Below are 26231 nucleotides of genomic sequence, written 5' to 3' on the forward strand. Positions count from 1 at the left end.
GAATTCGCCAAAACCTCCAAAGTTTGATATAATGAAAATATAGAAAATGAGGGAGGGAAACATATGGCACCGGAGTACACAGAAGAAAAACTGGAAAACATGGATAAGGAGACGATCATCCAGTTATTTCTCTCCCAACAGAATCAACTGAGAAATATAGATAAAAATCTTCAATTGGTTTTGGAGCAGCTTGCGGATTCCAAAAGGCAGCGTTTTGGCAGGTCTTCTGAAAAGCATGAAGTGGAGAACCAGATCTCATTTATGGAGGTAGATGGAAAGGTTGTATTCTTTAATGAGGCGGAAGCGGTTGCCGGGGAAAGTGCCGGGAGCACTGGTTCTGATGAGATTCCACGTAAAAAAATACAGAAGAAAAAGGGAAAACGGGAGCAGGATTTAGAAGGGCTTCCAGTTGTGGTTGTTGAGCATACAATGACAGCGGAAGAACTTGCAGATACCTTTGGCGAATCCGGATGGAAACAGCTCCCCGATGAAGTGTACCGCAGATACCGTTTTACCCCGGCCAAAATAGAAGTCGAAGAGCACCATGTGGCCGTATATGCAGGGAAAAACGAGGATAAGATCATCAAAGCAGGGCATCCCGGGTATCTCTTGAAGGGGAGCCTTGTTTCCCCATCCCTGGAAGCTGCGGTGATGAATGCCAAATATGTGAATGCGCTGCCCCTGTACCGTCAGGAAAAAGAGTTTGAACGTTATGGCATCGCGATCTCCAGACAGGATATGGCGTACTGGACGGTTCAGTGTGCAGAGCGGTATCTGGCAATACTCTATGATTACCTCCATAAAAAGCTTTATGATTATCATGTACTGCAGGCAGATGAGACTCCTGTGGCCGTAAACAAGGACGGACGCCCTGCAGGGAGCAAGAGTTATATGTGGGTATACCGCACAAGCCAGATGTACAGCGGCAGGCAGATCGTCCTGTATGAATACCAAAAAACGCGGAATGCAAGCCATCCCCGGGAATTCCTGAAAGATTTCAACGGTATATGTGTTACCGATGGATACCAGGTCTACCACACAGTGGAAAAAGAACGTGAGGACCTGAGGGTTGCCGGATGCTGGTCACATGCACGGCGCAGGTATGACGAAGCTGTAAAGGCGCTGCCCAAATCGAGGCAGAAAGACAGCCGGGCATATCTGGCACTGACCATGATCCAGGCCATCTACCGGGAAGAGAAGCAATTAAAAGACCTCCCGGCAAAAGATCGAAAAGACCGCCGCCAGTTGAGCGTGAGACCTCTGGTGGAGGCTTATTTCACATGGGTACGTGAAAATCTTTTAAAAGTGCCGCAAAAAAGCAAGACCTGGGAAGGATTCCAGTATTCCATCAACCAGGAGAAATACCTGAAAGTATTTCTGGACGATGGCGAAGTACCGATGGATAATAACGCTGCGGAGCAATCCATTCGGGGATTCTGCATAGGAAAGAAGAACTGGGTGATGATAGACACCATAGCCGGTGCAAAATCCAGTGCCATAATATACAGTATTGCAGAAACAGCAAAAGCAAACAGCCTAAAGCCATATGACTATTTTGAATATCTACTGACAGAGATACCCAAACATATGGATGACACAGATCTAAGCTTCTGTGAAGACCTACTCCCCTGGTCGCCAAATCTTCCAGAAAGATGTCGGAAACAGACACAAACAAAATGAAATAATTATGAGAGAATACTCTGTTTGCTTTTAGAAGTATTCTCTCATATTTTTTGGCGGAATTCTAGGTACGTGTTATCTACCGTTTACCTTTAAACTGTTGCGGATGTTAGAGGAAATCTGAGTATTGCATAGCATATTTGTTTTCAAGAATGAAATTAAAATAATTTTTTTGAGATGTTGAAAAGATGAAAAATAAGTAGTTTTGCAAGTAAGGATAATTTGTATTAAGTAGAAAAAAATAGAGATGTGTGGTATGCTGACATATAAGTTAAGATTAATAATACAAGTATTATTAAATTGTTTACCCCCAAAAGATGAAAAGATGTTATTTCTGCTAGGAATTTTGTGAAAGAGAGGTTGAAATAGTTTATGAAAAAGTTGCTAATATGTGCGGGAGTAGCAATATTTATTATTTTAATTCCAGCTTTTATAGATAAATTTATTTTTGGAAATAATATTCCGAGCAATATTTCCAACGAAGTATGGGCGGGGTTTTTGGGTAGTTACTTAGGTGGAATTGCTACTTTAGCCGCAGTATTTATTACGATACTAGATAACAATAGAAAGTTGGAAAATCAAAAACAGGCAGAAAAAGATGCCGCATTAGAGCAAAGAAAGTTATTTATTAAGCCATATTTAGATACACGCCATAAATATTTTAACCAAAATGCAAAAACTGAGGAAAATGATAGGATAGTTGAGATTGAGGGAAAATCAGTCAGAAAAATACGTTATAATTTTACCGAGTCAGATAAACATTTAATTGGAGTAAGGCAATCAGATGCTGGATTTGTATATTTGCAATATATAATAAGAAATATTGGATTGGGCAGTGCCATAGATGTAAACATTGTTATTAACGGTTTCCCTGCAAAAATAGTTATTGCAAAAGAGGAAAACGTAAACTTTTATTTTCTTATTGATACTCAAAAAATGGTGGAAATTGTAATCAATATTGAAATTGATTATTGGGATACCGATCATAAAGCGCATTATTTTCAAAAGGATTGTATTGTTGTGCATATTAATGGTACTCATCAAAGTATTGAACCAAAAGTGCATACATATCCAGTTGAACAATAAAAATGTTTCAAATATTTAATAAAAAGAGAGAGGTAAGAGAATGCTTTTATATAAGTATAGGGATATATCTGGAGACGGATTTATAAATACACAAGACATATTTGTTAATCAAAGACTATATTTACCAGAACTAAAATCATTAAATGATCCCAATGAATCCATTGCAGAAATACAAATCAATAATCCACTGAAAGAGTATGGAAACATGCTTGAAGAAAGAAATAGGAAAAATGTAACAAGGATTTTTTCATTATCAGAGACACAGAGCTCCTCCTTAATGTGGGCGCACTATGCAGCATCCCATACAGGAATTTGTATTGCATTTGATTTTTCGGATTGGGTAAATACAGATTCAATTACTTTGGAAAAGGTGAGATATGTTGATAGTCCTATAAAAGTATCGCATACAGATTTATATAATTATACTAAATTAGCTGCACATAAAGAAACATCGTGGTCATATGAGAAGGAGTGGCGTTTTATAAGCCAAGGTGATAAATTTTTAAATATAGATTCTAATGTGATTAAGATTATTTTTTTGGGTGCAAGATTTGATAATAATCTTTTGCATTGGATTAAATATTGGAGGGATGTATATAATCCAAGTGTAGAGATTCGTCAAATGAATTTTGTTACTTGTTCGTATGAATTATTCGATGATACGGAGTTGGGTAATAAAAGATTAAGAATGTAAGTCACCATAGAAATATGAATATTACATAGCCGGATGGTTTTCAGGAATGGGAATCACCCGGTTATTTTTATGCCTGGATATGTGAAAAAATCTATAGAAGTATCCAGTCATGGGCAGAGAAGGGAGTGAGATTTATGCCAAATATCGTATCAGGAAACCTCTGTTTTCGGCAGGTGGTAAAGCCGACGCCAAAAGGCGGTACGCAGCCGCAGGGGTGATACACAATACCAGCAAGCAACGCCTTTGGATTGCCATGCGGCAACCCGAAGGCAGCTTGTTAGGGGAAAATCCCCTAATACCCCTTTTTAGCGGAGCCGGGAGGTTCCGGCAGATATGACAAGTTGCATGGTGAAAGCGCACCATGACGGAAAGGTGAGTGGAGCAGTATGCTGGCATTTTTAAGTGGAACTTTTGTAGGCGGCATTGTGGGCGTGGTGATGATGTGCCTGTTGCAGATTAACCGCCTGCACGGGGGAGATACGGAGGTGGAAGGATGAGAAAGAGGGACGTCCCGTTTCTGTTCCGTTTGAATAAAGAAGAGGCGGAGGCATTCAGGGAGCGGGTAAAGCGAAGCGGAATCAGTCAGGAAGCCTATGTGCGTCAGGCAATCATGGGAAAGACGCCGAGGGAGGCTCCGCCGCCCGACTATTATTCCATGATGCGGGAGCTGCATAAGATTGGGAACAACTTAAACCAGATCGCACAGAAGGCGGACACACTGAACGTGATTGACGTGCAGAGGTATGACAGCGACATGAGGAAGTTTGACGAAGCGGTCAGGCTGATTACCGAGGCGGTCATCCTGCCGGAAAAGACGGGGTAATGGCAACCACATCTATCTGGAGCGTCAAAGGATGGTTAGGAAAAGTAGTTATCTATGTGGAGAACCCGGACAAAACCACGAATCCCGAAATTGCAAAGCTGCAGGAGCTGTCCGGCATGGAGGAAAAAGAAACGCAGGGACTGTCCGACGTCATCGCCTATGCGGTCAATGCGGAAAAGACCAGACAGCAGGGAAAAGCAGGGACATCGGAGGGGGAGAAAATAGATGATGAAAATGAGAAAGTCATGGAGCAGTATGTGTCCGGCGTCAACTGCGCCCCGACCACCGCCCGGTCAGAAATGATGGCGGTCAAAAAGAGGTATGGGAAAGACGAGGGCATTATGGCGTTCCACGGCTACCAGTCCTTTGCGCCGGGGGAATGTACCCCGGCAATGGCGCATGAGATTGGCGTGAAGCTGGCGGAGGAATTGTGGGGGAGCCGCTTTCAGGTGGTAGTCGCTACCCACTTAGATAAGGAGCACCACCTGCATAACCATTTCGTGGTGAACTCCGTTTCCTTTGCGGACGGCCTGCGGTATCACCGCAGCAAGCAGGACTACCGGGATATGCGTAACGCTTCCGACAGGTTATGTCGGGAATACGGATTATCCGTCATAGAGAACCCAAAGCAGAAGGCAAAGCATTATGGGGAGTGGCGGGCGGAGCAGGAGGGCAGGCCGACCTATTTAGGGATGATAAAGGCGGACGTGGACGAAGCCATTGCAAAGGCGAGGACGGAAAAGCAGTTTTTCCATTACCTGAAAGAGAAAGGCTATTCCATCAAATTCGGGAAGGACGTCACGGTACGGGCGGAGGGCAGGGAGCGGGGGATGAAGCTGGCGAGGAACTTAGGGGAGGAATACACCTTAGAATCCATCCGCAGGCGGATACTCACGCAGAAGATAGAAAAGCCTGCGCCGCCTGCCGTGCTGCCAGAGAAGAAAACCTATGTCATAAAAGTGCATGGGAATATACAAAAGGCAAGGAAAATCGGCGGACTCCGTGGCTTGTACCTGCGTTACTGCTATCTGTTGGGGATATTACCGAAGAACCGACCGCCCGTAAGTCCGAAGCAGGTACACATGATGTTCCGGGAGGACTTAATAAAACTGGATAAGATTGCAAAGGAAACAAGGCTGCTCTGCCATTATCGCATAGATACCACGGAGCAGCTTTTTTCATTGAAAGAAGAGTTGCAGGGGAAGATGGCGGAGCTTGCGGACAAAAGGAAACACCTGCGGTATCAGAGCCGCAGCGTCAAAGACGGTGAAAAGCTGTCAGAAATAAAGGCGGAAATCTCCGGTCTTTCAAAGCAGATCGGGGAACTGCGGAAGGAGGTGGGACTCTGCGACGGGATAGCCGCACGTTCCGGCGCAATGAAAGAAAAATTAGAAACCGTGCGGCAGGAAAATAGTGTGGAGGAAAAGAACGTCCACACGGAAAAGGAGGGAACAATCCATGAACACATCAGGCGAAGCCGCTGACCAGGTGGTGCGTATGTCGATGGAAGTGGGGGAAGCGGCCTTAAAAATCTCCGGCGAGGGGGCAAAGCAGCTTGCAGTGCTGTTGTACGCCATCTTAAAGGAGCAGAAAAAGACCAGAGGCAGGGCAAGGCTGGAAACCTTAGTGCGCTCAGGGAAACCGCTCACCGTATTTTCCGTAAAGGAAAGCGACCTGAAGAAATTCGTGCAGGAGGCGAAGCGGTACGGAATCCTCTACTGTGCCGTCCGTGATCCGAAAGGGAGCAGCGACGGGATGGTGGACATTATGGTGAAGGAGGAAGATGCGCCCCGCATCAACCGTATCGTGGAACGATTCAAGTTTGCGTCCGTCACGGAGGCGGCACAGATTAAGACGGAAATCCAGAAGTCGAGGGAAGAAAAATCGCAGGCGAAGGAGAAAAAGGCGGCTCCCGGAAAGGAGAAAACGAAGGAACCGCCAAAAGAGAAAGCGTTACTGGAAAAAACACCACCGGAGAAACCGTCACCGGGAAAACCGCAGGCACAGCCAGAGCCGGAGAAAGACAGGCCGGGGAAGTCACAGGAAGATTTGCTGGTAGACGAGCTTTTAGGCAGCCCCACGCAGAAAGAGGAGGGGCAGCAGAAAAACCCCTCTTTGGGCAAGACTGCGAAATCCCGTCAGTCCGAGCCTACCTTAAAGAAGCAAAGGACAACCGCCGAGGGTACTTCTAAGCTGTACCAGCCAGCCACGCCGGAGAAACCGTCCGTGCGGGAGGAGCTGAAAGAGATTCAGGCAGGGAGGAAGAAAGAAGCGGAGGCAGGGAGCCGGAGCGAGCCTGCAAAGGACACCAAAGCGAAAAACCAGAAGCCATTGCAGCATAGACAGCCGCAGACAAAAACAAAACCGAAAAAATCGAAAGAGAGGTAAGATGTATGGACAACAATTTCAGCCTTGATTCTTTACTGAATGTATCCGCCGTGCCGCAGGATGACCGGGTGGCGGCATTTATCGCAGAGAGCAGGAACAACCGGAGCCGCTGTTATGAAATGTCGGAGCAGATGACGGCGGCAGTGGCCACGGACGGGCAGGCGTTTCAGCAGTATCTTGACGTGCAGAGCCGCTTTGACCGCTACACCGCCAACAATGCCCTGCTGATTATGGCGCAGAAGCCGGAGGCGCAGAAGATTGGCGATTACGGCTACTGGCGGGATCAGGGAGCCTATGTGAAAAGGCAGGAGCGGAACAACCCCATCCTGATTATGGAGCCGGGGAAGGAGTATGAGCGTGAGGACGGAAGCACCGGAACCTATTACAATGCGAAAAAGGTGTATGACATTTCACAGACCAACGCAAGGGACAGGTTACAGCAGGCGCAGCCGGAAATCACGGACGCACAGCTTGTGCGGGCAGTGGTGAACAACCCGCCCGTTGCCATCGTTGCGGCGGAGCCGGATCAGATGCCGGAGGACAAAGGGGCATTGTTTGAGCCGGAGGAGAGCTGCATTTATGTGCGAAAAGGCATGAGCGCACAGGAAATCTTCCGGAGCGTGACGCCGGAGCTTGCCCTTGCCGGGTTTGCGGACGGGGATAAGAATTACGACCGCAACGAGGACGCTTTCCATGCCTATTGTGCGTCCTACCTGCTCTGCAAAAAATATGGCGTGGACACGCAGGGGTTTGATTTCACCCATGCGCCGGAATTTTTCGAGGGCATGGAGCCGCAGGAAGTCCGTGGGGAGCTGTCCAAAGTCCGTGACGCAGCGGGCGATATATCTTCCCGCATGGCGAAAGTGCTGGAACCGAACCGGAGCCAGAGCCAGAGGCAGCAGCCGCAGGCACAGCATAACCGGGAGGACGCAAGATGAGGGCAGTGAAGGCAGGATATAGTTTCAACCTTTTCCCGGAAGAAAATCTGTGCGGCATTGACCTTGAGCCGACAGGCGGCAGGGTATGCGTGGAAGGCGTGACGTACCCGCTGTACCGTGGAACCACCTATGCGGAATCGGAGAAAATTGACCGCCTGCTTGACGCATACGGGGAAATGCCAATCCGGGATTATAAGGTAAAGAACAGAGAACAGGAAAGGTAGACGGAGGTGGTGAATTTGAGCGGGGAAAAGAAAACCCTTGAGCTGGACAAATACGAATACGGCGTGATATTCCATGCCCTGAAAGACGAGCGTAACCAGATGATAAAGGAGGGCAGGCCGACAGACGCAGTGGACGATGTGCTTTTGAAAGTCATCGAGCTGATTGAGTGTAGAGCAACATTTTATGAATGATTGAGATTAAAAGAAAAAAGCAAATTATAAGAATAGATAGAACAAGAGGGAGATGAGAGTGTGCTGTGTTTTACTGCATGCTTTTTTCTCTTTACAAACAGGATTATAATAAAAAAGAAGGAACCCCTTCCTGGCAAGAACCGGTTCCATCTTTCATCAAATACATCCCAAAGGAAGTATCCAAGTATTATGATACGCATTTTCAATCTGTTTTGCAAGCTGAAAAAAATAAAAATATCAGACCAGGAGTGGTTTGACCAGGCGGTTGGAGACCTGATGCTTTCGGACCAGTGCTGCCCATACTGTGGGGCAAAAAGCAGCATGAAACCCCATGACAGCTATTCCCGTTACATGGTCACGTTAAAAGGGGATAAACCGGTAACGGAATCCCTGTGTGTTCCACGGGTAAAGTGCACCTCCTGCGGGCATACCCATGCCCTCCTTCCTGAGATGCTGATCCCCTATTCATCTTACAGCCTGCGCTTTGTCCTGTCCGTTCTGAATGCTTATTTCCTGCATGCCCATACGGTAGAAGATATTTGTGAAGCTTACCAGATCTGCCATTCCACACTTTACGTCTTCCGGGACCTGTTCCTTTCCCATAAACAGATGATCCTGGGGCTCCTGAATGATGCACAGAAAAAAGCGTCTGATTTTATCGGAAAACTGGACGGGGAACGGCTCTTCCGGTTTTGGGAGTCGTTCCGGTATTCATTCCTGCAGGCATACCATGCGTCAGATTTCCATCACCGCTGAAGTTCCAGGCAAAACATTCCGGATGTTTCCCATAATCCCGGCATGTACTTTGGGGGGCGGCGGGGATATACTGTAACCGGAGGCGATATAAAATGGAACAACAAAAGAAAACAGAACGGACAGAGGAACAGATGGAGGCAGCCCGGCTTCGCTTTGGGATGATCGCGCCGGTGATCCAGGAAACTTACCCAGATGAATCCGTCATGGCTTACTGTCGGAGGGTATCCCGGACGCCAATGCGGCTTCCGGATGGGCGGACTGTGAAATATAAGCCCAAAACAATCGGAAAATGGGTCAGCCTTTACCGGAACGGCGGGATTGATGCCCTGACGCCGAAAACGCGGTCCGACCTTGGAAAGACCAGGGTGCTCACAGAAGAGGCAATTGATGAGATCTACCGGATCAAACAGAAATATCCGAGGTTGAACGCAACACAGATCCACGCCAGGCTGGTACAGGAGGGCTTGATCCCGGCAACGGTTTCTGTGGCAAGCGTCCAGAGATTTGTGAAACGCAATGGGCTGAAAAGCGCAGACGCGGCATTGGCCGGGCGTGACCGGAAAGCGTTCGAGGAGGCGTATTTCGGCGGCATGTACCAGGCAGATACGTGTTACCTCCCGTATCTGGAAGAAAACGGGAAAAAGCACAGGACGTACCTGATTATGATCCTGGATGACTACTCCCGGATGATCGTGGGCGGGCGTATCTTTTACCAGGAGAATGCATACAACTTCCAGAAGGTCCTTAAGGACGCAGTTGCGGCTTATGGGATCCCGAACAAACTGTATGTGGATTCCGGTGCGCCCTACAAAAACCGGCAGCTGGATATGGTGTGCGCATCCATTGGGACAGTGCTTCTGCATACCCCTGTCCGGGATGGGGCCAGCAAGGGGAAGGTGGAGCGGAATTTCAGGACACTCAAGGAAAGATGGCTTTACGGGCTCGACATCAGCCAGATCCGCTCGCTGGACGAGTTCAATGACCTCCTGGCAGCATATATCCGGAAGCACAATACGACAGAACATTCCACGACAGGGGAAACGCCGCTGTACCGTTATCTCCACAGCCCACGCCCGGTAAGGAAACCACAGTCAGCAGAATGGCTGGAGGAATGCTTCCTGAACCGTACGACTCGCAGGGTATCCCGGGACGCCACGGTGGAGCTGGACTCCCGGTGCTATGACGCGCCGATGCAGTTCATCGGCCAGAAGGTAGAGGTCCGCTATCTCCCGGAGGACCCGGAAAAAGTATGGGTGTTCTCGGAGGGGAAGAGATATCCGATGCGCCTGACAGATCGGGGAGGGAACGGGAAAACAAAGCGGGAGAACCATGTATCCATAGATTACAGCACAGCGCTTGGAGGTGGGGAAGATGTACACTGATTATTATGGTCTGGGTTTTAATCCGTTTGATAAGCAGATGGTAAAGGAAAAAGATGCTTTTGAATCCGAAGATTTCCGTGAGATGACAGCGCGGCTGGAATACCTGAAAGAGATCCGCGGGATCGGGGTGTTTACGGCAAGCCCGGGGATGGGGAAGACATTTGCACTGCGGTGTTTTTCAAAGAAACTGAACCCGAATCTGTATCAATGTGCTTATCTGTGCCTGTCCACAGTAAGCGTGCAGGAATTCTACCGCCAGCTGTGTGAAGCGCTGGGGCTGGAATCCGGATTTGGGAAGAGCCAGATGTTCAAGTCGATCCAGGAGCGGCTGTATTATCTGTATAAAGAGAAAAGGCAGCCGTTCATCTGTATCCTGGATGAGGCACAGTACCTGAACAGCAGCATCCTGCGAGACCTGAAAATGCTAATGAACCAGAAATATGATTCGGTGAATTGTTTTTCGCTGATCTTATGTGGGGAACCTTATCTGAACCACATCCTGGAAAAACAGGTCAATGAGGCATTGCGGCAGAGGGTTGTGGTGCATTACAACTTCCATGGCCTGACAGACCAGGAAGTGCCGGACTATATCCGGCAGAAGATCCGGAATGCGGGCGGGAGCCCGGAGATCATTGATACTGCAGCGATCAGTTCTGTCCACAGCTACAGCCAGGGGAATGCCCGGCTGATTGACAATGTGATGACAGACGCGATGACTTTGGGAAGCCAGATGGAGAAAAAAGTGATTGATGCCGAGGTAATGTTAGCGGCGATCAATAACCAGGCATTGAGCTGAGAGAATGCAGGGAAAGAGGCATGACCGTGTCGTTGAGATGCGGTTGTGCTTTTTTTCTGGAAAAGTTGGCGATTATAAAGTGCCGTTTAAGTCTACCAGAAAGTGTCGCTCGACAATTGAGGAGCCGCCGGAGAAAGAGAAAAGGGGGCGGAAATGCCATGAGGAGAGATAACGGGCAGGCGGTATGGATAGCTGCGCTTTTTGGCATCCTTCCCGTTGTCTGGCTTGCCCTTTTGACAGCACCGTATCTTGTGGGGGGATTGCCTGAAATTATACGGGGATTCCCGGACGCCATGAACCATCCGTTTTCTATCCGCTTATGTGGGGACAGCTTAAGGGCTGTCCTCATTTTCCTGCTGATATACGGGATGGGGATTGGCATTTATGTATCCACACGCAGGAACTACCGGAGGGGCGAGGAACACGGCTCCGCCGCATGGGGCAGCGCACGGGCGGTCAACCAGAAATACAGTGAGAAAGATTTTGGAGCCAACAAGATTATGACGTCAAACGTGCGTATCAGCTATGACAGCCGCAGACACCGCCGCAACCTGCTCACCATCGTGGTGGGCGGGAGCGGAGCCGGAAAGACAAGGTTTTATGCAAAGCCGAATCTTATGCAGGCGAACACGTCATTTGTCGTGCTTGATCCTAAGGGAGAGAACCTGCGGGACACCGGGCATCTTCTGGAGGGAAAAGGGTATGAAGTGCGTGTGCTTGACTTAATCAACATGGAAAAGAGCCACTGCTACAACCCATTCATGTATTTAAAGGATGACAACGACGTGCAGCGGCTTGTGACGAATCTTTTTAAGGCAACCACCCCGAAAGGGAGCCAGTCAAACGATCCTTTTTGGGACACAGCGGCGTCCATGTTACTCTTAGCACTGATATTTTATTTAAGGTACGAGGCACCAAAGGATGAGCAGAATTTCCCGATGGTGATGGAGCTGTTACGGGCAGGGGAAGTCCGGGAGGACAACGATGAATACCAGTCCCCGCTTGACGAATTATTTGAGCGTCTGGAAATGCGGGAGCCGGAGCATATCGCAGTGAAATATTATAAGGACTACCATTCAGGGAGTGCGAAAACGCTGAAATCCATCCAGATTACGCTTGCGGCGAGGTTGGAGAAATTCAATCTTTCCAGCCTTGCGGCTTTGACAGCCACAGACGATTTAGACCTGTCATCACTGGGGGAGAAGAAAGTGGCGTTGTTTGCGCTGATACCGGACAACGATACCAGCTACAACTTTCTGGTATCCATCCTATACACGCAGTTATTCCAGCAGCTATTTTACCTTGCCGACCATAAGCACGGCGGCAGGCTCCCCGTCCATGTGCATTTTTTGATGGATGAATTTGCGAACGTCAGTTTGCCAGATGACTTTGACAAAATCCTGTCCGTCATGCGGTCGAGGGAAGTCAGCGTGTCCATTATCCTGCAAAACATGGCGCAGCTAAAGGCGCTTTTCGAGAAGCAGTGGGAAAGCATTGTGGGCAACTGCGACCAATTTTTATATCTGGGCGGCAACGAGCAGGGAACCCATAAGTACGTCAGCGAATTGCTGGGGAAAGCCACCATTGACATGAACACCTATGGGAAATCTACGGGGCATTCAGGAAATTATTCTACAAACTATCAGATTTCCGGGCGTGAGCTTTTGACGCCGGATGAGGTGCGTATGCTGGACAACCGCTATGCGCTTTTATTTATCCGAGGGGAACGCCCGGTGATGGATGAAAAATTTGATATATTGAAACACCCGAACGTGGCACTGTCCACGGACGGGAAAGGAAAAGCCTACCGCCACGGGGAAGTGACGCAGGCGGTTGGCAGCATTGCATTGGGGGACAGTCTGGAAGGCGAAGTGACGCAGGGGCAGGCTGGAACCGATTCCTATGAGCTTTTATCCGAGGAGGATTTAGAAGCGATTGTTTCAGCGGAGGAAAGCCACTGAAACAAGCCTCTGGCAGAGGCACACGATTTCACAGGGGAACGCAAGCGGTGAAATCGGTGCCAGTTACGCCGGGGCGCAACTGATTAAAACCAATCCCAGAACAAGGAGGAAACAGAACAATGATGAAGAAGAATGAGAACAGCAAGAAAACCAGCAGGCAGCCGATGGGCAGAAAGACAAAGCGGGCGATGGCGGTGTACGCCGCACTGGTGCTGATGATGACAGCCGGGGCAACGACGGTGTATGCGGCGGGCGATCCGCTTACGGTCATCAACAACCTGTCCGATTTTATTTTCGGCTTAATCCGTGCAGTTGGATTGATTCTGTTAGGGTGGGGCATTGTGCAGGTAGGATTGTCCTTGCAGTCCCACGACCCCAGCCAGCGTTCCAACGGGTTCTTAACCCTTGCGGGCGGCGTCATCATCACCTTTGCAAAGGAAATCTTAACCCTTATCACGGGCTGATGGACGTTGCCGGATAATCATGTAAAAAGAGTGGCGGCAGGGGGCAGGCTTTGGCGGCTCCCCTGCCACATCCAGAAGCGAGGTGAAATGAGTGGATTCAGATAACTGGGTAGTGCAGAATTTAGTCAATGCACTGGAAACATGGAATGAGAAACTGGCGGAGATATGGCAGCTCCTCACGCAGTCCCCGGAGAATTTTAAGGGCGGCGGTATCTGGACTGCCATCGTGAACATCCACGGGGCGTTGCAGGCAATCGCCTATGCCCTGCTGGTATTGTTTTTTGTTGTCGGCGTGGTAAAGACCTGCGGCAGCTTTGTGGAAGTGAAGAAGCCGGAACACGCATTAAAGCTGTTTGTCCGGTTTGCCATAGCAAAAGGCGTCATATCCCACGGATTGGAGCTGATGATGGCGTTATTCAATATCGTGCAGGGAATAGTTGGCACGATTATGAGAACCGCAGGCTTTGGAGCCGCACAGCAGACCGTGCTGCCGAATGAGATTGTGGAGGCGGTGGAGGACTGCGGCTTTTTTGAGAGTATCCCTTTGTGGGCGGTAACGTTAATCGGCGGGCTGTTCATTACGGTGTTGAGTTTTATTATGATAATGAGCGTGTACGGGCGTTTTTTCCGTCTGTACCTTTACACGGCGATTGCGCCGATTCCCTTATCGACCTTTGCCGGGGAGCCGTCGCAGAACGTAGGGAAAAGTTTTATCAAGTCCTATGCGGCGGTGTGTCTGGAAGGGGCGATCATCGTGCTTGCCTGCATTATATTTTCATTATTTGCAGCATCCCCGCCCGCAGTCGATCCGGATGCGGCGGCAGTGACAATGGTGTGGAGCTATATCGGGGAGCTGATTTTCAATATGCTTGTGCTTGTAGGGGCAGTGAAGATGGCAGACCGGGTAGTGCGTGAGATGATGGGGTTGTAAGGAGGATACGATGGAACGGTGCTATATTTTTAAGGACGGGATTCAGCAGGCAAGCACTGCCACAAGGGAAAGTGCGCTTGCGCTGATAAGGGAGTACCAGAAACTGGAAACACATCCCATCCTGCGGGCGGAGTTCAGCATTATCACGGGGGAGGAGGAATTCATACCCTACCTGCCCCAAAGGAAACCGCCGAAACGGACGTGTGGGATGGAACGATAGGAGGTGAAAAGTTTGGAAGTAAAAATAAACCGGGAAATCCGTAATTATACGGAATCCATGTTTTTCGGGCTGTCCATGCGGCAGTTCGTTTTTTCTGTCTTAGCCTGCGGCGTTGCCGTCGGGCTTTATTTTTTACTCAGTCCCCATGTGGGGACGGAAACCGTGAGCTGGATGTGCGTTTTAGGGGCGGCTCCCTTTGCGGCGTTGGGGTTCGTCCGCTACCACGGGATGAACGCAGAGCAGTTTTTGTGGGCGTGGATCAAATCGGAGTTCCTTATCCCGAAACGCCTGCTTTTTAACCCGGAGAATATCTATTACGAGGCGGTGAAGCCGTGCATTGAGAACCATGAAAGGGAGGAGCGGAAACGGAATGATTAAGACATTGAGCAATATTTTCAAGCAGGACAAGGAGAAATTTGTCATCCCCAAAGGAGTGCAGCAGGCAATCCCCATTCAGGCGGTATGGGCGGACGGCATTTTCCAGATCGGGCGGAACAAATTTGCCAGAACCTATAAATTTGTGGACATCAACTATGCGGTGGCGAGCCGGGAGGACAAGGAGGCCATGTTCCTTGAGTACAGCGAGCTTCTCAATTCCTTTGACAGCGGCGCAACCACGAAAATCACCATCAACAACCGCCGCCTGAACAAACAGGACTTTGAGAAGGCAATCTTAATCCCCATGCAGGAGGACGGCCTTGATTTGTACCGGAAAGAGTACAACGCCATGCTCTTAGAGAAAGCCACGGGAGCCAACAGCATTGTGCAGGAGAAATATGTGACGGTATCCGTGTATAAAAAATCCATCGAGGAGGCGAGGACGTATTTTGCCCGCATCGGCACGGACTTAGTGAGCCATTTCTCACGGTTAGGCTCCAAATGCGTGGAGATGGACGCAACGGATAAGCTGCGGGCGTTGCATGACTTCTACCGTACCGGGGAGGAAACCAGCTTCCGTTTTGATTTGGTTGAAACCATGCGGAAAGGGCATAGCTTTAAGGACTTTATCTGCCCGGACAGCCTTGAGTTTGAAAAAGACCATTTCCGCATGGGGAACCGTTACGGGCGGGTGCTGTTTTTAAGGGAATATGCGTCTTATATCAAAGATAATATGATTGCGGAGCTTACGGATTTAAGCCGCAACCTGATGATGAGCATTGACGTGATACCCATCCCCACGGACGAGGCGGTGCGGGAGGTGGAGAACCGTCTGCTGGGCGTGGAAACCAACATCACCAACTGGCAGAGGAAGCAGAACGCCAACAACAATTTCTCCGCAGTCGTCCCCTATGACATGGAGCAGCAGCGCAAGGAGAGCAAGGAATTTCTGGATGATTTGACCACCCGTGACCAGCGGATGATGTTTGCGGTGCTGACGCTGGTGCATACCGCCGACACGAAAGAGCAGCTTGACGCAGACACGGATACGATTTTGACCGTGGCGAGGAAGCATTTATGCCAGTTTTCCACCCTGAAATACCAGCAGATGGACGGGCTGAATACCGCCCTGCCAATCGGACACCGGAAAATCAATGCGCTAAGAACCCTTACCACGGAGAGCCTTGCGGTTCTTATGCCCTTTAGGGTGCAGGAAATCATGGACGAGGGCGGCATTTATTGCGGGGAGAACGCAATCTCCCACAACCTTATCATGTGCAACAAAGCGAAGCTGATGAATCCGAACTCTTTCCTTTTGGGGGTGCCGGGGAGCGGCAAGTCCTTCAGCGCAAAAATGCTGATTGTGTTCCTTGCCCTTGCCACCGGGGACGATATTTTGATATGCGATCCCGAACGTGAGTACGGTTCCCTGATTGAAGCGATGGGCGGCGAGGTCATCCGCATAGCGGCGGGGAGCCGTGACCACATCAATGCGATGGACATGGTGGAAGGCTATGGCGATGGCGGGAACCCGGTCATTGACAAGTCCGAGTTTGTATTGTCCTTATTTGAACAGCTTGACAAAAAAGGAGTCAGCGCAAAGGAGAAATCCATCATCGACCGCTGTACCGCCGCAGTTTACGAAGATTATCAGGCAGGCGGCAACGTGCCGACTTTGTGCAGGCTCCGGGAGAAAATGCTGGAGCAGCCGGAGCGTGAGGCGAAAGACCTTGCGCTGGCGTTGGAGCTTTTCACAAGCGGCAGTTTGGACGCATTTGCCCATGAGAGCAACGTGGACGTAAATAACCGCATGATTGTCTATGACATCATGGACTTAGGGAAACAACTGAAAACAATGGGGCTTTTGGTTATCACGGACGCCATGTTAAACCGTGTCACGGAGAACTGGAAGAAAGGGAAACGCACCCATATCTTTCTGGACGAGTTTCATGTGGTGTTTGAGAATGAATATTCCGGGGCGTTCTTCAATTCTGCATGGAGAAGATTTCGGAAAAGAAATGCGTTCCCCAACGCCATCACGCAGAACGTGGAGTACCTGTTAGATTCTGTCCTTGCCAGCACGATGCTGTCCAACAGCGAGTATATCGTCATGCTGAACCAGGCGGCGTCCGACCGCCAGAAACTTGCGGACTTGCTGAACATCTCCAACGAGCAGATGAGCTATATCACCAATGCGGACGCAGGGTGCGGTTTGATAAAATACGGAAGCTCCCTTGTGCCGTTCATCAATAAGTTCCCGAAGAATACCCGTCTGTATCGGCTGATGACAACAAAACCGGGCGAGGACAGTGCGAACCGGAGCAGATAAAAATATTCAGGCGGCTTGTAAACAGCGGAATAGCTGTTAAAAAGCCGCCTTTTTCTATGGAGGGATCAGAATGTCAGAAATGAGGTTTGCTTCAAAGGAGCATGAAAATTTCTTTTTCACCATGCTGCATAAATGCGGCAATACGGACTGTTACCACCGTGCCTTTTTCTATTGTGTGGGAATTTCCGACACGGCGAGAAATAACGTGGGCAGAATGTTTGACTTTAAACAGGACTGCATCAGGCCGGAGGGACTGCACGAGGGCTGGCAGACGGGAGGGACGGTGCGGCTCACCCGACTTGCGTTCAACCTCTGGAACGGTTATGTGGAGCAGGGTGACGAGCGGATGTCAACCCCCTATGAAATCTTTGACTGCGGCTATGCGCCCTATTTTTATGAAGCCATAAAAATGCGGTATCCCGAATATTGCCGGGATTTGCCCGCAGTTAAGACGAGAGCGGAAAGTGGAGAGAGGGGAGGGAGATAGGCATGGAAGCAGCGGTTGCGTTAAGGGAACAGCCGGAAATCCGGGAATTGTTTGAGGTTCTGGAAGGGAACGGGCTGAAAAAAGAGAGGCAGGAAGTGGAAAGCCTTGTGAATTATCTGGAGGGCATGGAGAGCCAGTTCGGGGAGGTCATAAAGGAGTTAAAAGAGGTGCGGGGGCAGTTGGAGCAGATTCAGGACAGGGGCATAAAAGCGACCGCCGCCCGGCTTCTGGACAGCGCAGAGGGCAAAGTGCAGGAGATTGGCGGGCAGATTGCCCTTGTAAAAACAAACCTTATCCGTTCTGCGAAAAATGCGGTACAGGAGTTTAAGGGGAAAGGCGTGGACACATTAAGAAAAGCAGTGTCCGCCATGAAAATCCCCGCCGCCCTGTCCGCTTTAAAAGAAAGCCTGCACAGCGGCATGGAAAGCATGGAGCGGAATGCGGCGAAAATCGGCATTGTCGGCGGCGAGCTGAACAGGGCGGCGCAGCACACCAAAAATGCGGGGCGGGCGTTGATCGGCAGACGTATCAAAGAGCCGGCAGAGCCGAAAGGGGATAAAGGAATCCTTGCGAAAATCCAGAAAGCATTTTTATCTTTCGGCAGGTCATTCGCCGCTATGGAAAAAGCGGCGGACAATGCACAGAAACGGATGGAGCAGTTTTGCCGGGGAGAGGGTAAAAAGCCATCGGTGAAAGCGGAGCTTAGGCAGATAAAAAGTGGGAGGAGCGCAGACCAGAAAATGCAGCCAGTTAAAGAGCAGGCAAGGTAACCAGTGACACGCAGGCGAAACGCCTGCCATTTTAAAAAATATCCGGCAAAATGCCAAAGGAAAGCGTTTTGCCGGGATTTTATGGAGGATATTTGAATGAAGAAAAAATTTTATATCTATACCGCAGGGGCGGCACTCTGCACCCTGCTGTTCTGCATTTCCATGTTTCAGGTCATAAGCCACTATGCCAGCGCAGGGAAGTCAACCAATGAATTTGCACAGTTGGCGGAGATTGTGGAGCAGGCGGAGGAAACGGAAGAAAACGGGGAAACCGGAGAAACGCCGGAGGAGCCAGCAGAAGGAGAAAACCAGTCCCCGCTTGCCAAATATCAGGAGCTTTTCAACCAGAACAACGATATGGCAGGTTGGATTTCCATTGATGATACGAATATCAACTACCCGGTGATGTTTACGCCGGACAACCCCGACTTCTACCTGAAGCGCAGCTTTGAAAAGGAGTACAGCGCATACGGGGTGCCTTATATTGCGGAGCATTGCAGTCCCTTTGAACCCAGCGACAACGTGATTATTTACGGACACCACATGAAGAACGGGACAATGTTCACCGGGCTGATGGACTATGAGAGCCGGAAATTTTATGAGGGGCATAAGACCATCCACTTTGACACGCTCACGAAAACAGCGGACTATGAGGTGATTGCAGTATTCAAGACCACAGTGTATGACGATACGGGATTCAAGTATTATCTGTTCGCCAATGCGGAAACCGAGGAAGATTTTCAGGCGTATGTGGATGAGTGCAAGGCATTGTCCCTCTATGATACGGGAGTGACCGCCGAATACGGGGACAAGCTGATTACGCTTTCCACCTGCGAGTATTCCAGAACAAACGGGCGGCTTGTGGTAGTGGCAAAAAAGACTGCGGAGTAACGGCAGGTTTACCCCAAAGGAGGGCGGGCGATGAGCAAAGAAATCAAAACACGCCAAGTCCATAAGGATGTAAAGGCACTGGACAAGACCGTGACGGGCATGGAGCGAGTGAAACGTGCCTATGTCCGCACAAAGGAAACCGTGGAAAATGCACAGCCGCAGGAAAAGAGGTACGCTTCCCCCACGGAATATGCCGAGGAAAAAACAGAGCGGGGAGCCGACCGAGCTGTCCATGAAGCCGCACATCAGGCGAGGAAGCAGGGCGGAAGGCTTGTGGAAAAGGCAAAGGAAACGCACAGAATATCTAAAGCAACGAAAGAAACCAAAGCAGCGAAAGAAACCAAAGTAACGAAATCAACCAGCGAGGGAACCCGTGCCGGGAGCAGTCCTGCCCACGGGGAGCCTTCCGCATCTCCCCCGCCTTCCGTCCCGTCAGGCAGGGGAGAGCCTTACCAGCCGAAAGAGCAGATGAGGAAAAAGGCGCAGGAGCAGGCGGCGAAACAGGCGGCACAGAAGAAAGCCGCAGGTCAGAGAGCCATGCAGAGGGCGTCACAGCAAAGAATCTTCCAGCGGAGAGCAGAACATCAGGTGGCGCAGTTTAGGGAGCTTCCCAAGCAGACCATCAAGACCATAGACCGGGGCGAAAGGACAGCCAGAACCGCAGGGAAAACGGGGCAGACGGTAAAAAACACCGGGAAAGGGACAATCAAATCTGCCGCAAAATCCGTAAAAACCGCCGAGCAGACCGCCGAGAAAACCGTAAAGACCACGAAGGAGGCGGCAAAGACCGCAAAAGCGGCGGCGAAAGCGTCTGTAAAGACCGCAGAAAAAACGGTGCAGATGGCAAGGCAGGCGGCGAGGGCGGCGGAACAGGCGGCAAAGGCAGCGGCGAAAGCCACGGCAAGCGCAGTAAAGGCCATCATTGCAGGCACAAAAGCACTGGTGAGCGCCATTGCTGCAGGGGGATGGGTAGCCTTCCTTATCCTGATTATCGTCCTTCTGTTCGGCGGGCTTCTCTGCATGGTGGGCGGCGGCAATTCCAGCACGGTAAGCCCGGTCAGTGCGGAGGTGGAAGCCTATGAGCCAGTCATCCGTATTTATGCAAGGCAGTACGGCATTGAGGAATATGTGGAGCTGATCAAGGCGGTGATGATGCAGGAAAGCGGCGGGCAGGGCAGCGACCCCATGCAAAGCTCTGAGAGCGGCTATAACACCAGATACCCAAGAGAGCCGAATGGAATCACCGATCCGGAATATTCCATCGAGTGCGGCGTACAGACACTGAAAGACTGCCTGCAAAGCGCAGGGGTGGAGAACCCGGTGGACATGGAGCATATCAAACTGGCGTTGCAGGGGTATAACTTCGGGAATGGGTATATCGCATGGGCAGAGAGTAACTATGGGGGATACACTGCCGCCAACGCCGCAGAGTTTTCCGATATGATGGCGGAGCGGATGGGCTGGGGCAGCTATGGGGATAAGCAGTACGTCCCCCATGTACTCCGGTATTATATTTTCGGCAGAATCCCCACTGGAACCGGAAGTGGGGCAATCGTGCAGGTGGCGTTGACGCAGGAAGGGAACGGCGGTGATACCTACTGGAGCTGGTACGGGTTTGACAGCCGGGTGGAATGGTGCGCCTGCTTTGTGTCGTGGTGTGCGGAGCAGTGCGGCTATCTGGAGAGCGGCGTGATACCGAAATTTTCCCTGTGTTCGGACGGTGTGGACTGGTTCCAAGCCCGTGGGCAGTTTCAGGATGCAAGCTATGTTCCGGCAGCGGGGGATATTATTTTCTTTGATTGGGGAAATGACGGAACCATAGACCATGTGGGGATTGTGGAGAGCGTGACGAATGGCGTTGTGAATACCATAGAGGGGAACAGTGGCGATATTTGTGCGAGGAGAAGTTACAGCATGGGCAGTGATTCCATTTATGGGTACGGTGTTCCAGCGTATTGAAATGTGGCAAGAGAAAACCAGAGGTTATTCCTCTGGCTCTTTTGCCTTACATATCCCCTGTGCTGTCCCTGCTATGATGGTCAGCTCCGAATCATCGAATGTGTCAAAGAGTGCATCCAACTGTCGGCGTAACGTTGATTTTTCTGCCGGGGATGGTGGATGTATGTACTGGTCAACGGATATGTGGAACATAGTCACAAGCTGGATGAACAGTGGAAAGCTGGGATATTGCCCCTCTTTTTCAATGGACTGCAAATGTCTTGCGGAAATGCCAAGTTCTTCAGCTAATTCCTCTCTTGTAATCCTCTGCTTCTCACGGGCGTTTTGAATTGCCTGCCCTAATTCCAGAAAATTAAAATCATGACTGATCATATTTTCACCACCTGTATTTAATATTGGGTACTTCTATTGTACAGAGATGAAAGTTCTACTTAAACGATGTGAAAGTTCTTGTAATAAGAGGTTTGATTTCCTCTTGTAAGAAGTTATATAACTGAACAGAACATTTTTAAATAAATTGTGATAGCCTCTTGATTTTTGCTATCAATAATAGTAATATTGATGATAGTAAAAACGGAGGTGAGAATATGTCATCCATAGATTTGGTAATTCTCGGAATTGTTATGGAGAAACCGCAGAGTGCATACGACATCCAGAAAGATGTGGAATACCATCATCTTTCAAGATGGACAAAGGTTAGCGTCCCATCCATTTATCGGAAAGTGCTTCAAATGAATGAGCAGGGCTATTTGGAGAGCAGTATTGTAAAAGGGGATAAATTCGCTGATAAAGCGGTGTATTCCATCACGGATAAGGGGCGGACGTATTTTGGGCAGCTTATGGAAACTTACGCAAACCAGAAAGTCCCATTGCTGTTTGACTTCAATGTTGTCATTACAAACTTAAATAAAATGGAAAGGGAAAAAGCACTGGATTTGATAAAGAAGCTGCGGGACAATTTTACGGCTTCAGCAAAATCCATTGACGAATATGCCGCCAGCTATCCAGATATTCCATTGGGTGGGAAAGCGATTTTTGAACAGCAGCGTTTATTATACCAATCCCTGTTAGAATGGCTTGATAAATTTGAAAGCCAGTTTAGGGGGAGTTGATGGCATGGCGATGAAAAGCAGCTTGACAATTCTGTTTGAAAATCCCTTTTGGATTGGATTGTTTGAGCGCATAGACGGCGACAAATATGAGGTCTGCAAGATTACGTTCGGCGCAGAGCCGAAAGATTATGAAGTGTATGATTTTCTGCTCAAAAACTGGCATAAGCTGAAATTCAGCCCGCCAGTTAAAACAGAAAAAACCGAAGAACGAAAAATCAATCCCAAGCGTATGCAGAGGGAAATCAACAGCCAGTTGGAAAACAAGGGCATTGGCACAAAAGCCCAACAAGCCTTAAAGCTCCAACATGAACAGGGAAAACTGGAACGGAAAGTGAAGTCCAGACAACAGAAAGAAGCAGAGAAAGAGCGGCAATTCGCTCTGCGGCAGGAAAAGAAAAAAGCAAAGCACAGAGGGAGGTAATGTTCTGATAATAGCAAAAGAATGGGTGCGCTGCCCGATTTGTTCTAATAAGACCCGTGACAGGATTAGGGAAGATACGGTATTGATAAATTATCCGCTGTACTGCCCGAAATGCAAGCAGGAAACATTGATTGAAGCGAAAAATTTAAAAATAACAGTCATCAGAGAGCCAGACACACAGATGCAGAGCCGATGAATTTGTGAGATAGTTTGAAATCACAATACATCGGCTCTGTTTTGTATTCAGCAATTTTTTACAATTCAAATAATAAGCCTGTTGGTATGATGTAAGCAGGCAAAAATATTGCCAAAAAATTTGAAAGGAAGTGTTGGAAATGGATTACAAAAATCTGTTTGAAAAATTCAACGAGGGAGGAAAGCTGCTGTTAAAAGATGCCACAGTTACATTTGATGCTATCCCGTGGTCGAAGCATCCTACTTTTGAGGGTATGGAGCTGAAGCACATTATCACATCCGAAAGGACAGGCGAACAATTTAGTTACCATCTAGTGAGGATAGCCCCTAATAAAAAGATTGGCAGCCATATCCACGAGAAACAACTGGAAACGCATGAAGTAATCTCTGGCACGGGCGTGTGCGTTAATGACGGTGTGGAATTGCCTTATGAAACGGGCGTAATATCCATATTTCCCATAAGCGTACCGCATGAAGTGATTGCAGGGGATGACGGGCTTTGCCTGTTCGCAAAGTTTATGCCCGCCCTCTGCTAATAGCTTTATCGGGTTATATCTCTTTCGTATCGCTGAATGGCACGAGTGCCCCAGAGGGTATAGGGGTATTTTGAGGGATAATTCCAGAAGAATATTTATAAGTTAAAGGCGGCAAGCCTACCTGTTTTTCAAACTGCTTTATGAAGTGGCTTTGGTCGCAGAAACCCGTGGTCAAAGCTACTTCGGTTATTGTATCGGCTTCGTGGATTAGGCGTTGCGCTTTGCGGATGCGGTTCTGGATTTGGAACTGGTGCGGCGTAAGCCCTACCTCTGCCTTGAAGCTTCTGATAAAGTGGTATTTGCTTAGAAAAGCGTTTTGTGCCATTTCCTCGACAGAAAGTTTGCATTCTGGGTATAACTCCAACTGTCTTTTTAAGTCGTGGATATATGGGGTATGGATTTTAAGCTGCCAGTTGGAAGAATCCGAGGTTTTATCCAGACAGCTTAGTAGTTGTAATATTTGATATTGATTGATTTTTCCCATATTCAGAGCCTGCATCAGAAGAAGTCCGATATGTTTTTGTATGGTGATAACATCTGCGTTGTTTACAGCATTCTTATCAATGCACAGGGTAAGCAGGGAATAGCTGTCATGTGCCGAAATGCTATGTGGTTCATACGGAAATATTGCAAATGTTTCGTTTTGCTTATAAGTCCTTGCTTCTTTATGTGTTGTAAGGACTATGGAGCCATCCAGTATGATACCGATTGTCAGTACGGAAACGTGATTATGTAATGGGTAAGATATGGTTGAATCCTTACAGAAAATCAGCTCAATGCCTGTTTGGGCATTGTATAAGTAGCGGATGTTATTTGCCATCATAAATGTTCCTTTTCGTGTTGGTCATATTTTTGATGCAGCCCTGCAAGTACGGTATCAAGGGCGGAGGATAAGGCTATCCTGACTTCAGCTGGTTTGGTAAACGCATATCGCAGTTGCAAAGTTGTGTAGCCGTGGAGAACGCCTGTCAATAAGTTTAAGATTTCATCAATGTTTATTGGATTAAAATTGCATGAAAGAGCAAGTGTTTTTAAAAGTGAAAGGTAGTTATCAAATATTTTCCCTGTTTCCTTAGTGCCATGCCAAGTTGCCCATTGTATTGTTTCATAAATTCCAGGATGTTCAATCATGTAGTTAAGGTATGTGATGCCTACGCTTTTTATTGCGTCGTCCCCAATTTTGCCGATAGCTGCCTGTATCATCCGTTCATTCATGGTTTTCATGCCATTATGGGCGATTTCCCTAAGCAGGGCTTCAAGGCTGTCTATGTGGTTATATAATGACGGGGTACGGATATTGAGGCTCTCGGCAACGGCTTTTAAAGAAACATTGCTTAAACCGTTTTTATCCGCTATATCCGCAGCGGTTTGTATTACATCAGATTTTGTTATCCGCATAAGTTTACCTCTCGCAAAGATATTTTCTAATTATTTTAACTAATGTAATTAGCAAAGTCAATATTATCATTAGATTTTCTGCCATTAGTCATTGACAATAAGAGGATTATCGGATAAAATACTAATGATATTAGTGTTTAAACTATTTTAAATAGTGTTGCAAAAGGCGAAAAAATAGGTAGAGAAAATGAAAAAGGAACTTGAAATAAATGGGATACCTGCTGTTCTTTGGGGTGTTCCATCAAGAAAGCTGTATTTTTATGTACATGGTCAGGGAGGATGTAAAGAAGAAGCGGCAGTATTCGCAGATGTGGCTTGCTGTTTTGGCTGGCAGGTTCTTAGCGTAGACTTGCCGAAACATGGAGAGCGGGTCAATGGGGCAGTAGAATTTGAGCCTTGGAGTATTGTGCCAGAGTTATCTGGGATTATGGATTTTGCCAAAGATAGGTGGAAGCAGATTTCTTTATATGCGAGCAGTATCGGCGCATGGTTCAGTATGTTGAGCTTTGGGAGAGAGCCAATAAAAAACTGTCTGTTTGTTTCTCCTGTTCTTGACATGAAAGAACTCATGTCAAGGATGATGGAATGGGCAGGTGTATCACAAAATCAGTTAGAAGAACAGCGTGTGATTACAATTGACTTCGGGCAGACACTTTCATGGGAATATTGGAAATATGTATTAGAGCATCCAATTAGACAATGGGATTTTCCAACTAAAATATTGTATGGGGAAAATGACAATCTGATAGACCGTTGCCTTGTGGAACAGTTTACGAAAAAGTTCGGTTGTAATCTTACCGTTGCTGAGAATTGTGAGCATTGGTTTCATACGGAATATCATTTGAATATCATGCGGGATTGGATTAGAAAAGAAATAGATTGTAAAAAGGTAATTTTAAAGGAAAGGTAAAGAAGTATCGTTATGATAAGAACAGAATGGGTACATTGTCCTGTTTGTAAAAACAAAACCCGTGATAGAATCAGAGATGATACGGTTTTGAAGAATTATCCTCTCTATTGTCCGAAGTGCAAGCAGGAAACATTGATTGAAGCGAAGAAGTTGAAAGTAACAGTCATCAAAGAGCCAGACGCAAAGACGCAGAGCCAATGAATTTGTGAGATACTTCACAATTCATTGGCTCTGTTAGTATAGAAAAACAAATATCTAGTATAATACGATTTAAATAACCTTACAAAACCATTTTCTAAAAACTTTGTAA

At 48.3% G+C, this 26231-nt stretch carries 32 protein-coding genes; 29 read left to right on the plus strand and 3 right to left on the minus strand.

Going from position 1 to position 26231, the window contains the following annotated elements:
• Positions 1-63 precede the first annotated feature (63 nt).
• The 23 genes from tnpC to AC6I3O_RS09645 all read left to right on the plus strand — a co-directional run bounded on the left by tnpC (position 64) and on the right by AC6I3O_RS09645 (position 21349).
• Positions 64-1680: an IS66 family transposase gene (tnpC, locus tag AC6I3O_RS09535; RefSeq protein ID WP_497850691.1), complete on the plus strand. Its 1617-nt coding sequence runs from the start codon at positions 64-66 to the stop codon at positions 1678-1680.
• Between the two features lie 372 nt (positions 1681-2052).
• Positions 2053-2766, plus strand: coding sequence for a hypothetical protein (locus tag AC6I3O_RS09540; protein ID WP_497850692.1), 714 nt, complete (start codon positions 2053-2055; stop codon positions 2764-2766).
• 40 nt (positions 2767-2806) lie between these two features.
• Positions 2807-3460 carry a DUF2971 domain-containing protein gene (locus AC6I3O_RS09545; RefSeq protein WP_497850693.1) on the plus strand — a complete coding sequence of 218 codons (654 nt, stop codon included), beginning with the start codon at positions 2807-2809 and terminating at the stop codon, positions 3458-3460.
• A 386-nt stretch (positions 3461-3846) separates the two neighbouring features.
• Positions 3847-3957: a DUF3789 domain-containing protein gene (locus tag AC6I3O_RS09550; RefSeq protein ID WP_172508487.1), complete on the plus strand. Its 111-nt coding sequence runs from the start codon at positions 3847-3849 to the stop codon at positions 3955-3957.
• Entirely contained in the window at positions 3954-4283 is a 330-nt protein-coding gene (locus tag AC6I3O_RS09555; RefSeq protein WP_497850694.1) for a plasmid mobilization protein, read from the plus strand. Before AC6I3O_RS09550 ends, AC6I3O_RS09555 begins: the two co-directional genes overlap by 4 nt.
• Positions 4283-5767 (plus strand): relaxase/mobilization nuclease domain-containing protein, encoded by a 1485-nt coding sequence (locus AC6I3O_RS09560; RefSeq protein ID WP_497850695.1) that lies wholly within the window; start codon positions 4283-4285, stop codon positions 5765-5767. Before AC6I3O_RS09555 ends, AC6I3O_RS09560 begins: the two co-directional genes overlap by 1 nt.
• Positions 5742-6671 (plus strand): PcfB family protein, encoded by a 930-nt coding sequence (locus AC6I3O_RS09565; protein WP_497850696.1) that lies wholly within the window; start codon positions 5742-5744, stop codon positions 6669-6671. The genes AC6I3O_RS09560 and AC6I3O_RS09565 overlap by 26 nt, the downstream gene beginning before the upstream one ends.
• 5 nt (positions 6672-6676) lie before the next feature.
• Positions 6677-7609 carry a hypothetical protein gene (locus AC6I3O_RS09570; RefSeq protein ID WP_497850697.1) on the plus strand — a complete coding sequence of 311 codons (933 nt, stop codon included), beginning with the start codon at positions 6677-6679 and terminating at the stop codon, positions 7607-7609.
• Complete coding sequence (locus AC6I3O_RS09575) at positions 7606-7833, plus strand: hypothetical protein (RefSeq protein ID WP_497850698.1); 228 nt, start codon at positions 7606-7608, stop codon at positions 7831-7833. Before AC6I3O_RS09570 ends, AC6I3O_RS09575 begins: the two co-directional genes overlap by 4 nt.
• Positions 7834-7848: 15 nt before the next feature.
• On the plus strand, positions 7849-8025 hold the full coding sequence (locus AC6I3O_RS09580; protein WP_497850699.1) for a hypothetical protein: 177 nt from the start codon (positions 7849-7851) through the stop codon (positions 8023-8025).
• 189 nt (positions 8026-8214) lie between these two features.
• On the plus strand, positions 8215-8781 hold the full coding sequence (locus AC6I3O_RS09585; protein WP_354022698.1) for a DUF6431 domain-containing protein: 567 nt from the start codon (positions 8215-8217) through the stop codon (positions 8779-8781).
• Positions 8782-8873: 92 nt separating this feature from the next.
• On the plus strand, positions 8874-10163 hold the full coding sequence (locus AC6I3O_RS09590; protein WP_290452042.1) for a TnsB C-terminal domain-containing protein: 1290 nt from the start codon (positions 8874-8876) through the stop codon (positions 10161-10163).
• Positions 10153-10959, plus strand: coding sequence for an ExeA family protein (locus tag AC6I3O_RS09595; protein ID WP_290452041.1), 807 nt, complete (start codon positions 10153-10155; stop codon positions 10957-10959). The genes AC6I3O_RS09590 and AC6I3O_RS09595 overlap by 11 nt, the downstream gene beginning before the upstream one ends.
• A gap of 158 nt (positions 10960-11117) precedes the next feature.
• A complete protein-coding gene (locus tag AC6I3O_RS09600) occupies positions 11118-12920 on the plus strand; it encodes a VirD4-like conjugal transfer protein, CD1115 family (RefSeq protein WP_497850700.1) in 1803 nt (600 codons plus the stop codon).
• Positions 12921-13039: 119 nt separating this feature from the next.
• On the plus strand, positions 13040-13384 hold the full coding sequence (locus AC6I3O_RS09605; protein ID WP_497850701.1) for a glutamyl-tRNA amidotransferase: 345 nt from the start codon (positions 13040-13042) through the stop codon (positions 13382-13384).
• 91 nt (positions 13385-13475) lie between these two features.
• Positions 13476-14315 carry a VirB6/TrbL-like conjugal transfer protein, CD1112 family gene (locus AC6I3O_RS09610; RefSeq protein WP_497850702.1) on the plus strand — a complete coding sequence of 280 codons (840 nt, stop codon included), beginning with the start codon at positions 13476-13478 and terminating at the stop codon, positions 14313-14315.
• Positions 14316-14325: 10 nt separating this feature from the next.
• Positions 14326-14535 (plus strand): hypothetical protein, encoded by a 210-nt coding sequence (locus AC6I3O_RS09615; RefSeq protein WP_497850703.1) that lies wholly within the window; start codon positions 14326-14328, stop codon positions 14533-14535.
• A gap of 3 nt (positions 14536-14538) precedes the next feature.
• Positions 14539-14913 carry a PrgI family protein gene (locus AC6I3O_RS09620; protein WP_497850704.1) on the plus strand — a complete coding sequence of 125 codons (375 nt, stop codon included), beginning with the start codon at positions 14539-14541 and terminating at the stop codon, positions 14911-14913.
• Positions 14906-17242 (plus strand): VirB4-like conjugal transfer ATPase, CD1110 family, encoded by a 2337-nt coding sequence (locus AC6I3O_RS09625; protein ID WP_497850705.1) that lies wholly within the window; start codon positions 14906-14908, stop codon positions 17240-17242. Before AC6I3O_RS09620 ends, AC6I3O_RS09625 begins: the two co-directional genes overlap by 8 nt.
• Before the next feature lie 70 nt (positions 17243-17312).
• Positions 17313-17729 (plus strand): DUF6075 family protein, encoded by a 417-nt coding sequence (locus AC6I3O_RS09630; protein WP_497850706.1) that lies wholly within the window; start codon positions 17313-17315, stop codon positions 17727-17729.
• Between the two features lie 2 nt (positions 17730-17731).
• A complete protein-coding gene (locus tag AC6I3O_RS09635; protein WP_497850707.1) occupies positions 17732-18499 on the plus strand; it encodes a DUF6674 family protein in 768 nt (255 codons plus the stop codon).
• Positions 18500-18595: 96 nt separating this feature from the next.
• The gene (gene srtB, locus AC6I3O_RS09640) at positions 18596-19390 is read left to right on the plus strand and encodes a class B sortase (protein WP_497850708.1); all 795 of its coding nucleotides are present in this window, start codon (positions 18596-18598) and stop codon (positions 19388-19390) included.
• A 30-nt stretch (positions 19391-19420) separates the two neighbouring features.
• The gene (locus tag AC6I3O_RS09645) at positions 19421-21349 is read left to right on the plus strand and encodes a lysozyme family protein (RefSeq protein WP_497850709.1); all 1929 of its coding nucleotides are present in this window, start codon (positions 19421-19423) and stop codon (positions 21347-21349) included.
• 24 nt (positions 21350-21373) lie between these two features.
• On the opposite strand, the gene AC6I3O_RS09650 is transcribed toward AC6I3O_RS09645, so the two are convergent.
• On the minus strand, positions 21374-21721 hold the full coding sequence (locus AC6I3O_RS09650) for a helix-turn-helix domain-containing protein (RefSeq protein ID WP_497850710.1): 348 nt from the start codon (positions 21719-21721) through the stop codon (positions 21374-21376).
• Positions 21722-21936: 215 nt separating this feature from the next.
• On the opposite strand from AC6I3O_RS09650, the gene AC6I3O_RS09655 reads away from it, so the two are divergent.
• The 4 genes from AC6I3O_RS09655 to AC6I3O_RS09670 all read left to right on the plus strand — a co-directional run bounded on the left by AC6I3O_RS09655 (position 21937) and on the right by AC6I3O_RS09670 (position 23613).
• Positions 21937-22461, plus strand: coding sequence for a PadR family transcriptional regulator (locus AC6I3O_RS09655; RefSeq protein ID WP_160583003.1), 525 nt, complete (start codon positions 21937-21939; stop codon positions 22459-22461).
• Positions 22462-22465: 4 nt separating this feature from the next.
• Positions 22466-22882: a YjdF family protein gene (locus AC6I3O_RS09660; RefSeq protein ID WP_497850711.1), complete on the plus strand. Its 417-nt coding sequence runs from the start codon at positions 22466-22468 to the stop codon at positions 22880-22882.
• A gap of 7 nt (positions 22883-22889) precedes the next feature.
• Positions 22890-23078, plus strand: coding sequence for a cysteine-rich KTR domain-containing protein (locus tag AC6I3O_RS09665; RefSeq protein ID WP_160583005.1), 189 nt, complete (start codon positions 22890-22892; stop codon positions 23076-23078).
• A 139-nt stretch (positions 23079-23217) separates the two neighbouring features.
• Positions 23218-23613 carry a cupin domain-containing protein gene (locus tag AC6I3O_RS09670; RefSeq protein ID WP_497850712.1) on the plus strand — a complete coding sequence of 132 codons (396 nt, stop codon included), beginning with the start codon at positions 23218-23220 and terminating at the stop codon, positions 23611-23613.
• A 13-nt stretch (positions 23614-23626) separates the two neighbouring features.
• On the opposite strand, the gene AC6I3O_RS09675 is transcribed toward AC6I3O_RS09670, so the two are convergent.
• On the minus strand, positions 23627-24433 hold the full coding sequence (locus AC6I3O_RS09675) for a helix-turn-helix domain-containing protein (protein ID WP_497850713.1): 807 nt from the start codon (positions 24431-24433) through the stop codon (positions 23627-23629).
• On the minus strand, positions 24433-25011 hold the full coding sequence (locus tag AC6I3O_RS09680; protein ID WP_300887405.1) for a TetR/AcrR family transcriptional regulator: 579 nt from the start codon (positions 25009-25011) through the stop codon (positions 24433-24435). Before AC6I3O_RS09680 ends, AC6I3O_RS09675 begins: the two co-directional genes overlap by 1 nt.
• A 187-nt stretch (positions 25012-25198) precedes the next feature.
• Here AC6I3O_RS09680 and AC6I3O_RS09685 point away from each other — a divergent pair, with 187 nt between their 5' ends.
• Positions 25199-25921 carry an alpha/beta hydrolase gene (locus AC6I3O_RS09685; RefSeq protein WP_300887408.1) on the plus strand — a complete coding sequence of 241 codons (723 nt, stop codon included), beginning with the start codon at positions 25199-25201 and terminating at the stop codon, positions 25919-25921.
• 12 nt (positions 25922-25933) lie between these two features.
• Complete coding sequence (locus AC6I3O_RS09690; RefSeq protein WP_300887410.1) at positions 25934-26122, plus strand: cysteine-rich KTR domain-containing protein; 189 nt, start codon at positions 25934-25936, stop codon at positions 26120-26122.
• Positions 26123-26231 lie beyond the last annotated feature (109 nt).

It is taken from the genome of Sporofaciens sp. St.21A7, assembly GCF_059728535.1.

What these genes read in the sequence shown, in the direction of transcription:
- tnpC (WP_497850691.1), top strand. Translation starts at nt 64, where the DNA reads ATGGCACCGGAGTACACAGAAGAAAAACTGGAAAACATGGATAAGGAG.
- AC6I3O_RS09540 (WP_497850692.1), top strand. Translation starts at nt 2,053, where the DNA reads ATGAAAAAGTTGCTAATATGTGCGGGAGTAGCAATATTTATTATTTTA.
- AC6I3O_RS09545 (WP_497850693.1), top strand. Translation starts at nt 2,807, where the DNA reads ATGCTTTTATATAAGTATAGGGATATATCTGGAGACGGATTTATAAAT.
- AC6I3O_RS09550 (WP_172508487.1), top strand. Translation starts at nt 3,847, where the DNA reads ATGCTGGCATTTTTAAGTGGAACTTTTGTAGGCGGCATTGTGGGCGTG.
- AC6I3O_RS09555 (WP_497850694.1), top strand. Translation starts at nt 3,954, where the DNA reads ATGAGAAAGAGGGACGTCCCGTTTCTGTTCCGTTTGAATAAAGAAGAG.
- AC6I3O_RS09560 (WP_497850695.1), top strand. Translation starts at nt 4,283, where the DNA reads ATGGCAACCACATCTATCTGGAGCGTCAAAGGATGGTTAGGAAAAGTA.
- AC6I3O_RS09565 (WP_497850696.1), top strand. Translation starts at nt 5,742, where the DNA reads ATGAACACATCAGGCGAAGCCGCTGACCAGGTGGTGCGTATGTCGATG.
- AC6I3O_RS09570 (WP_497850697.1), top strand. Translation starts at nt 6,677, where the DNA reads ATGGACAACAATTTCAGCCTTGATTCTTTACTGAATGTATCCGCCGTG.
- AC6I3O_RS09575 (WP_497850698.1), top strand. Translation starts at nt 7,606, where the DNA reads ATGAGGGCAGTGAAGGCAGGATATAGTTTCAACCTTTTCCCGGAAGAA.
- AC6I3O_RS09585 (WP_354022698.1), top strand. Translation starts at nt 8,215, where the DNA reads ATGATACGCATTTTCAATCTGTTTTGCAAGCTGAAAAAAATAAAAATA.
- AC6I3O_RS09590 (WP_290452042.1), top strand. Translation starts at nt 8,874, where the DNA reads ATGGAACAACAAAAGAAAACAGAACGGACAGAGGAACAGATGGAGGCA.
- AC6I3O_RS09595 (WP_290452041.1), top strand. Translation starts at nt 10,153, where the DNA reads ATGTACACTGATTATTATGGTCTGGGTTTTAATCCGTTTGATAAGCAG.
- AC6I3O_RS09600 (WP_497850700.1), top strand. Translation starts at nt 11,118, where the DNA reads ATGAGGAGAGATAACGGGCAGGCGGTATGGATAGCTGCGCTTTTTGGC.
- AC6I3O_RS09605 (WP_497850701.1), top strand. Translation starts at nt 13,040, where the DNA reads ATGATGAAGAAGAATGAGAACAGCAAGAAAACCAGCAGGCAGCCGATG.
- AC6I3O_RS09615 (WP_497850703.1), top strand. Translation starts at nt 14,326, where the DNA reads ATGGAACGGTGCTATATTTTTAAGGACGGGATTCAGCAGGCAAGCACT.
- AC6I3O_RS09625 (WP_497850705.1), top strand. Translation starts at nt 14,906, where the DNA reads ATGATTAAGACATTGAGCAATATTTTCAAGCAGGACAAGGAGAAATTT.
- AC6I3O_RS09630 (WP_497850706.1), top strand. Translation starts at nt 17,313, where the DNA reads ATGTCAGAAATGAGGTTTGCTTCAAAGGAGCATGAAAATTTCTTTTTC.
- AC6I3O_RS09635 (WP_497850707.1), top strand. Translation starts at nt 17,732, where the DNA reads ATGGAAGCAGCGGTTGCGTTAAGGGAACAGCCGGAAATCCGGGAATTG.
- srtB (WP_497850708.1), top strand. Translation starts at nt 18,596, where the DNA reads ATGAAGAAAAAATTTTATATCTATACCGCAGGGGCGGCACTCTGCACC.
- AC6I3O_RS09645 (WP_497850709.1), top strand. Translation starts at nt 19,421, where the DNA reads ATGAGCAAAGAAATCAAAACACGCCAAGTCCATAAGGATGTAAAGGCA.
- AC6I3O_RS09650 (WP_497850710.1), bottom strand. Translation starts at nt 21,721, where the DNA reads ATGATCAGTCATGATTTTAATTTTCTGGAATTAGGGCAGGCAATTCAA.
- AC6I3O_RS09655 (WP_160583003.1), top strand. Translation starts at nt 21,937, where the DNA reads ATGTCATCCATAGATTTGGTAATTCTCGGAATTGTTATGGAGAAACCG.
- AC6I3O_RS09660 (WP_497850711.1), top strand. Translation starts at nt 22,466, where the DNA reads ATGGCGATGAAAAGCAGCTTGACAATTCTGTTTGAAAATCCCTTTTGG.
- AC6I3O_RS09670 (WP_497850712.1), top strand. Translation starts at nt 23,218, where the DNA reads ATGGATTACAAAAATCTGTTTGAAAAATTCAACGAGGGAGGAAAGCTG.
- AC6I3O_RS09675 (WP_497850713.1), bottom strand. Translation starts at nt 24,433, where the DNA reads ATGGCAAATAACATCCGCTACTTATACAATGCCCAAACAGGCATTGAG.
- AC6I3O_RS09680 (WP_300887405.1), bottom strand. Translation starts at nt 25,011, where the DNA reads ATGCGGATAACAAAATCTGATGTAATACAAACCGCTGCGGATATAGCG.
- AC6I3O_RS09685 (WP_300887408.1), top strand. Translation starts at nt 25,199, where the DNA reads ATGAAAAAGGAACTTGAAATAAATGGGATACCTGCTGTTCTTTGGGGT.
- AC6I3O_RS09690 (WP_300887410.1), top strand. Translation starts at nt 25,934, where the DNA reads ATGATAAGAACAGAATGGGTACATTGTCCTGTTTGTAAAAACAAAACC.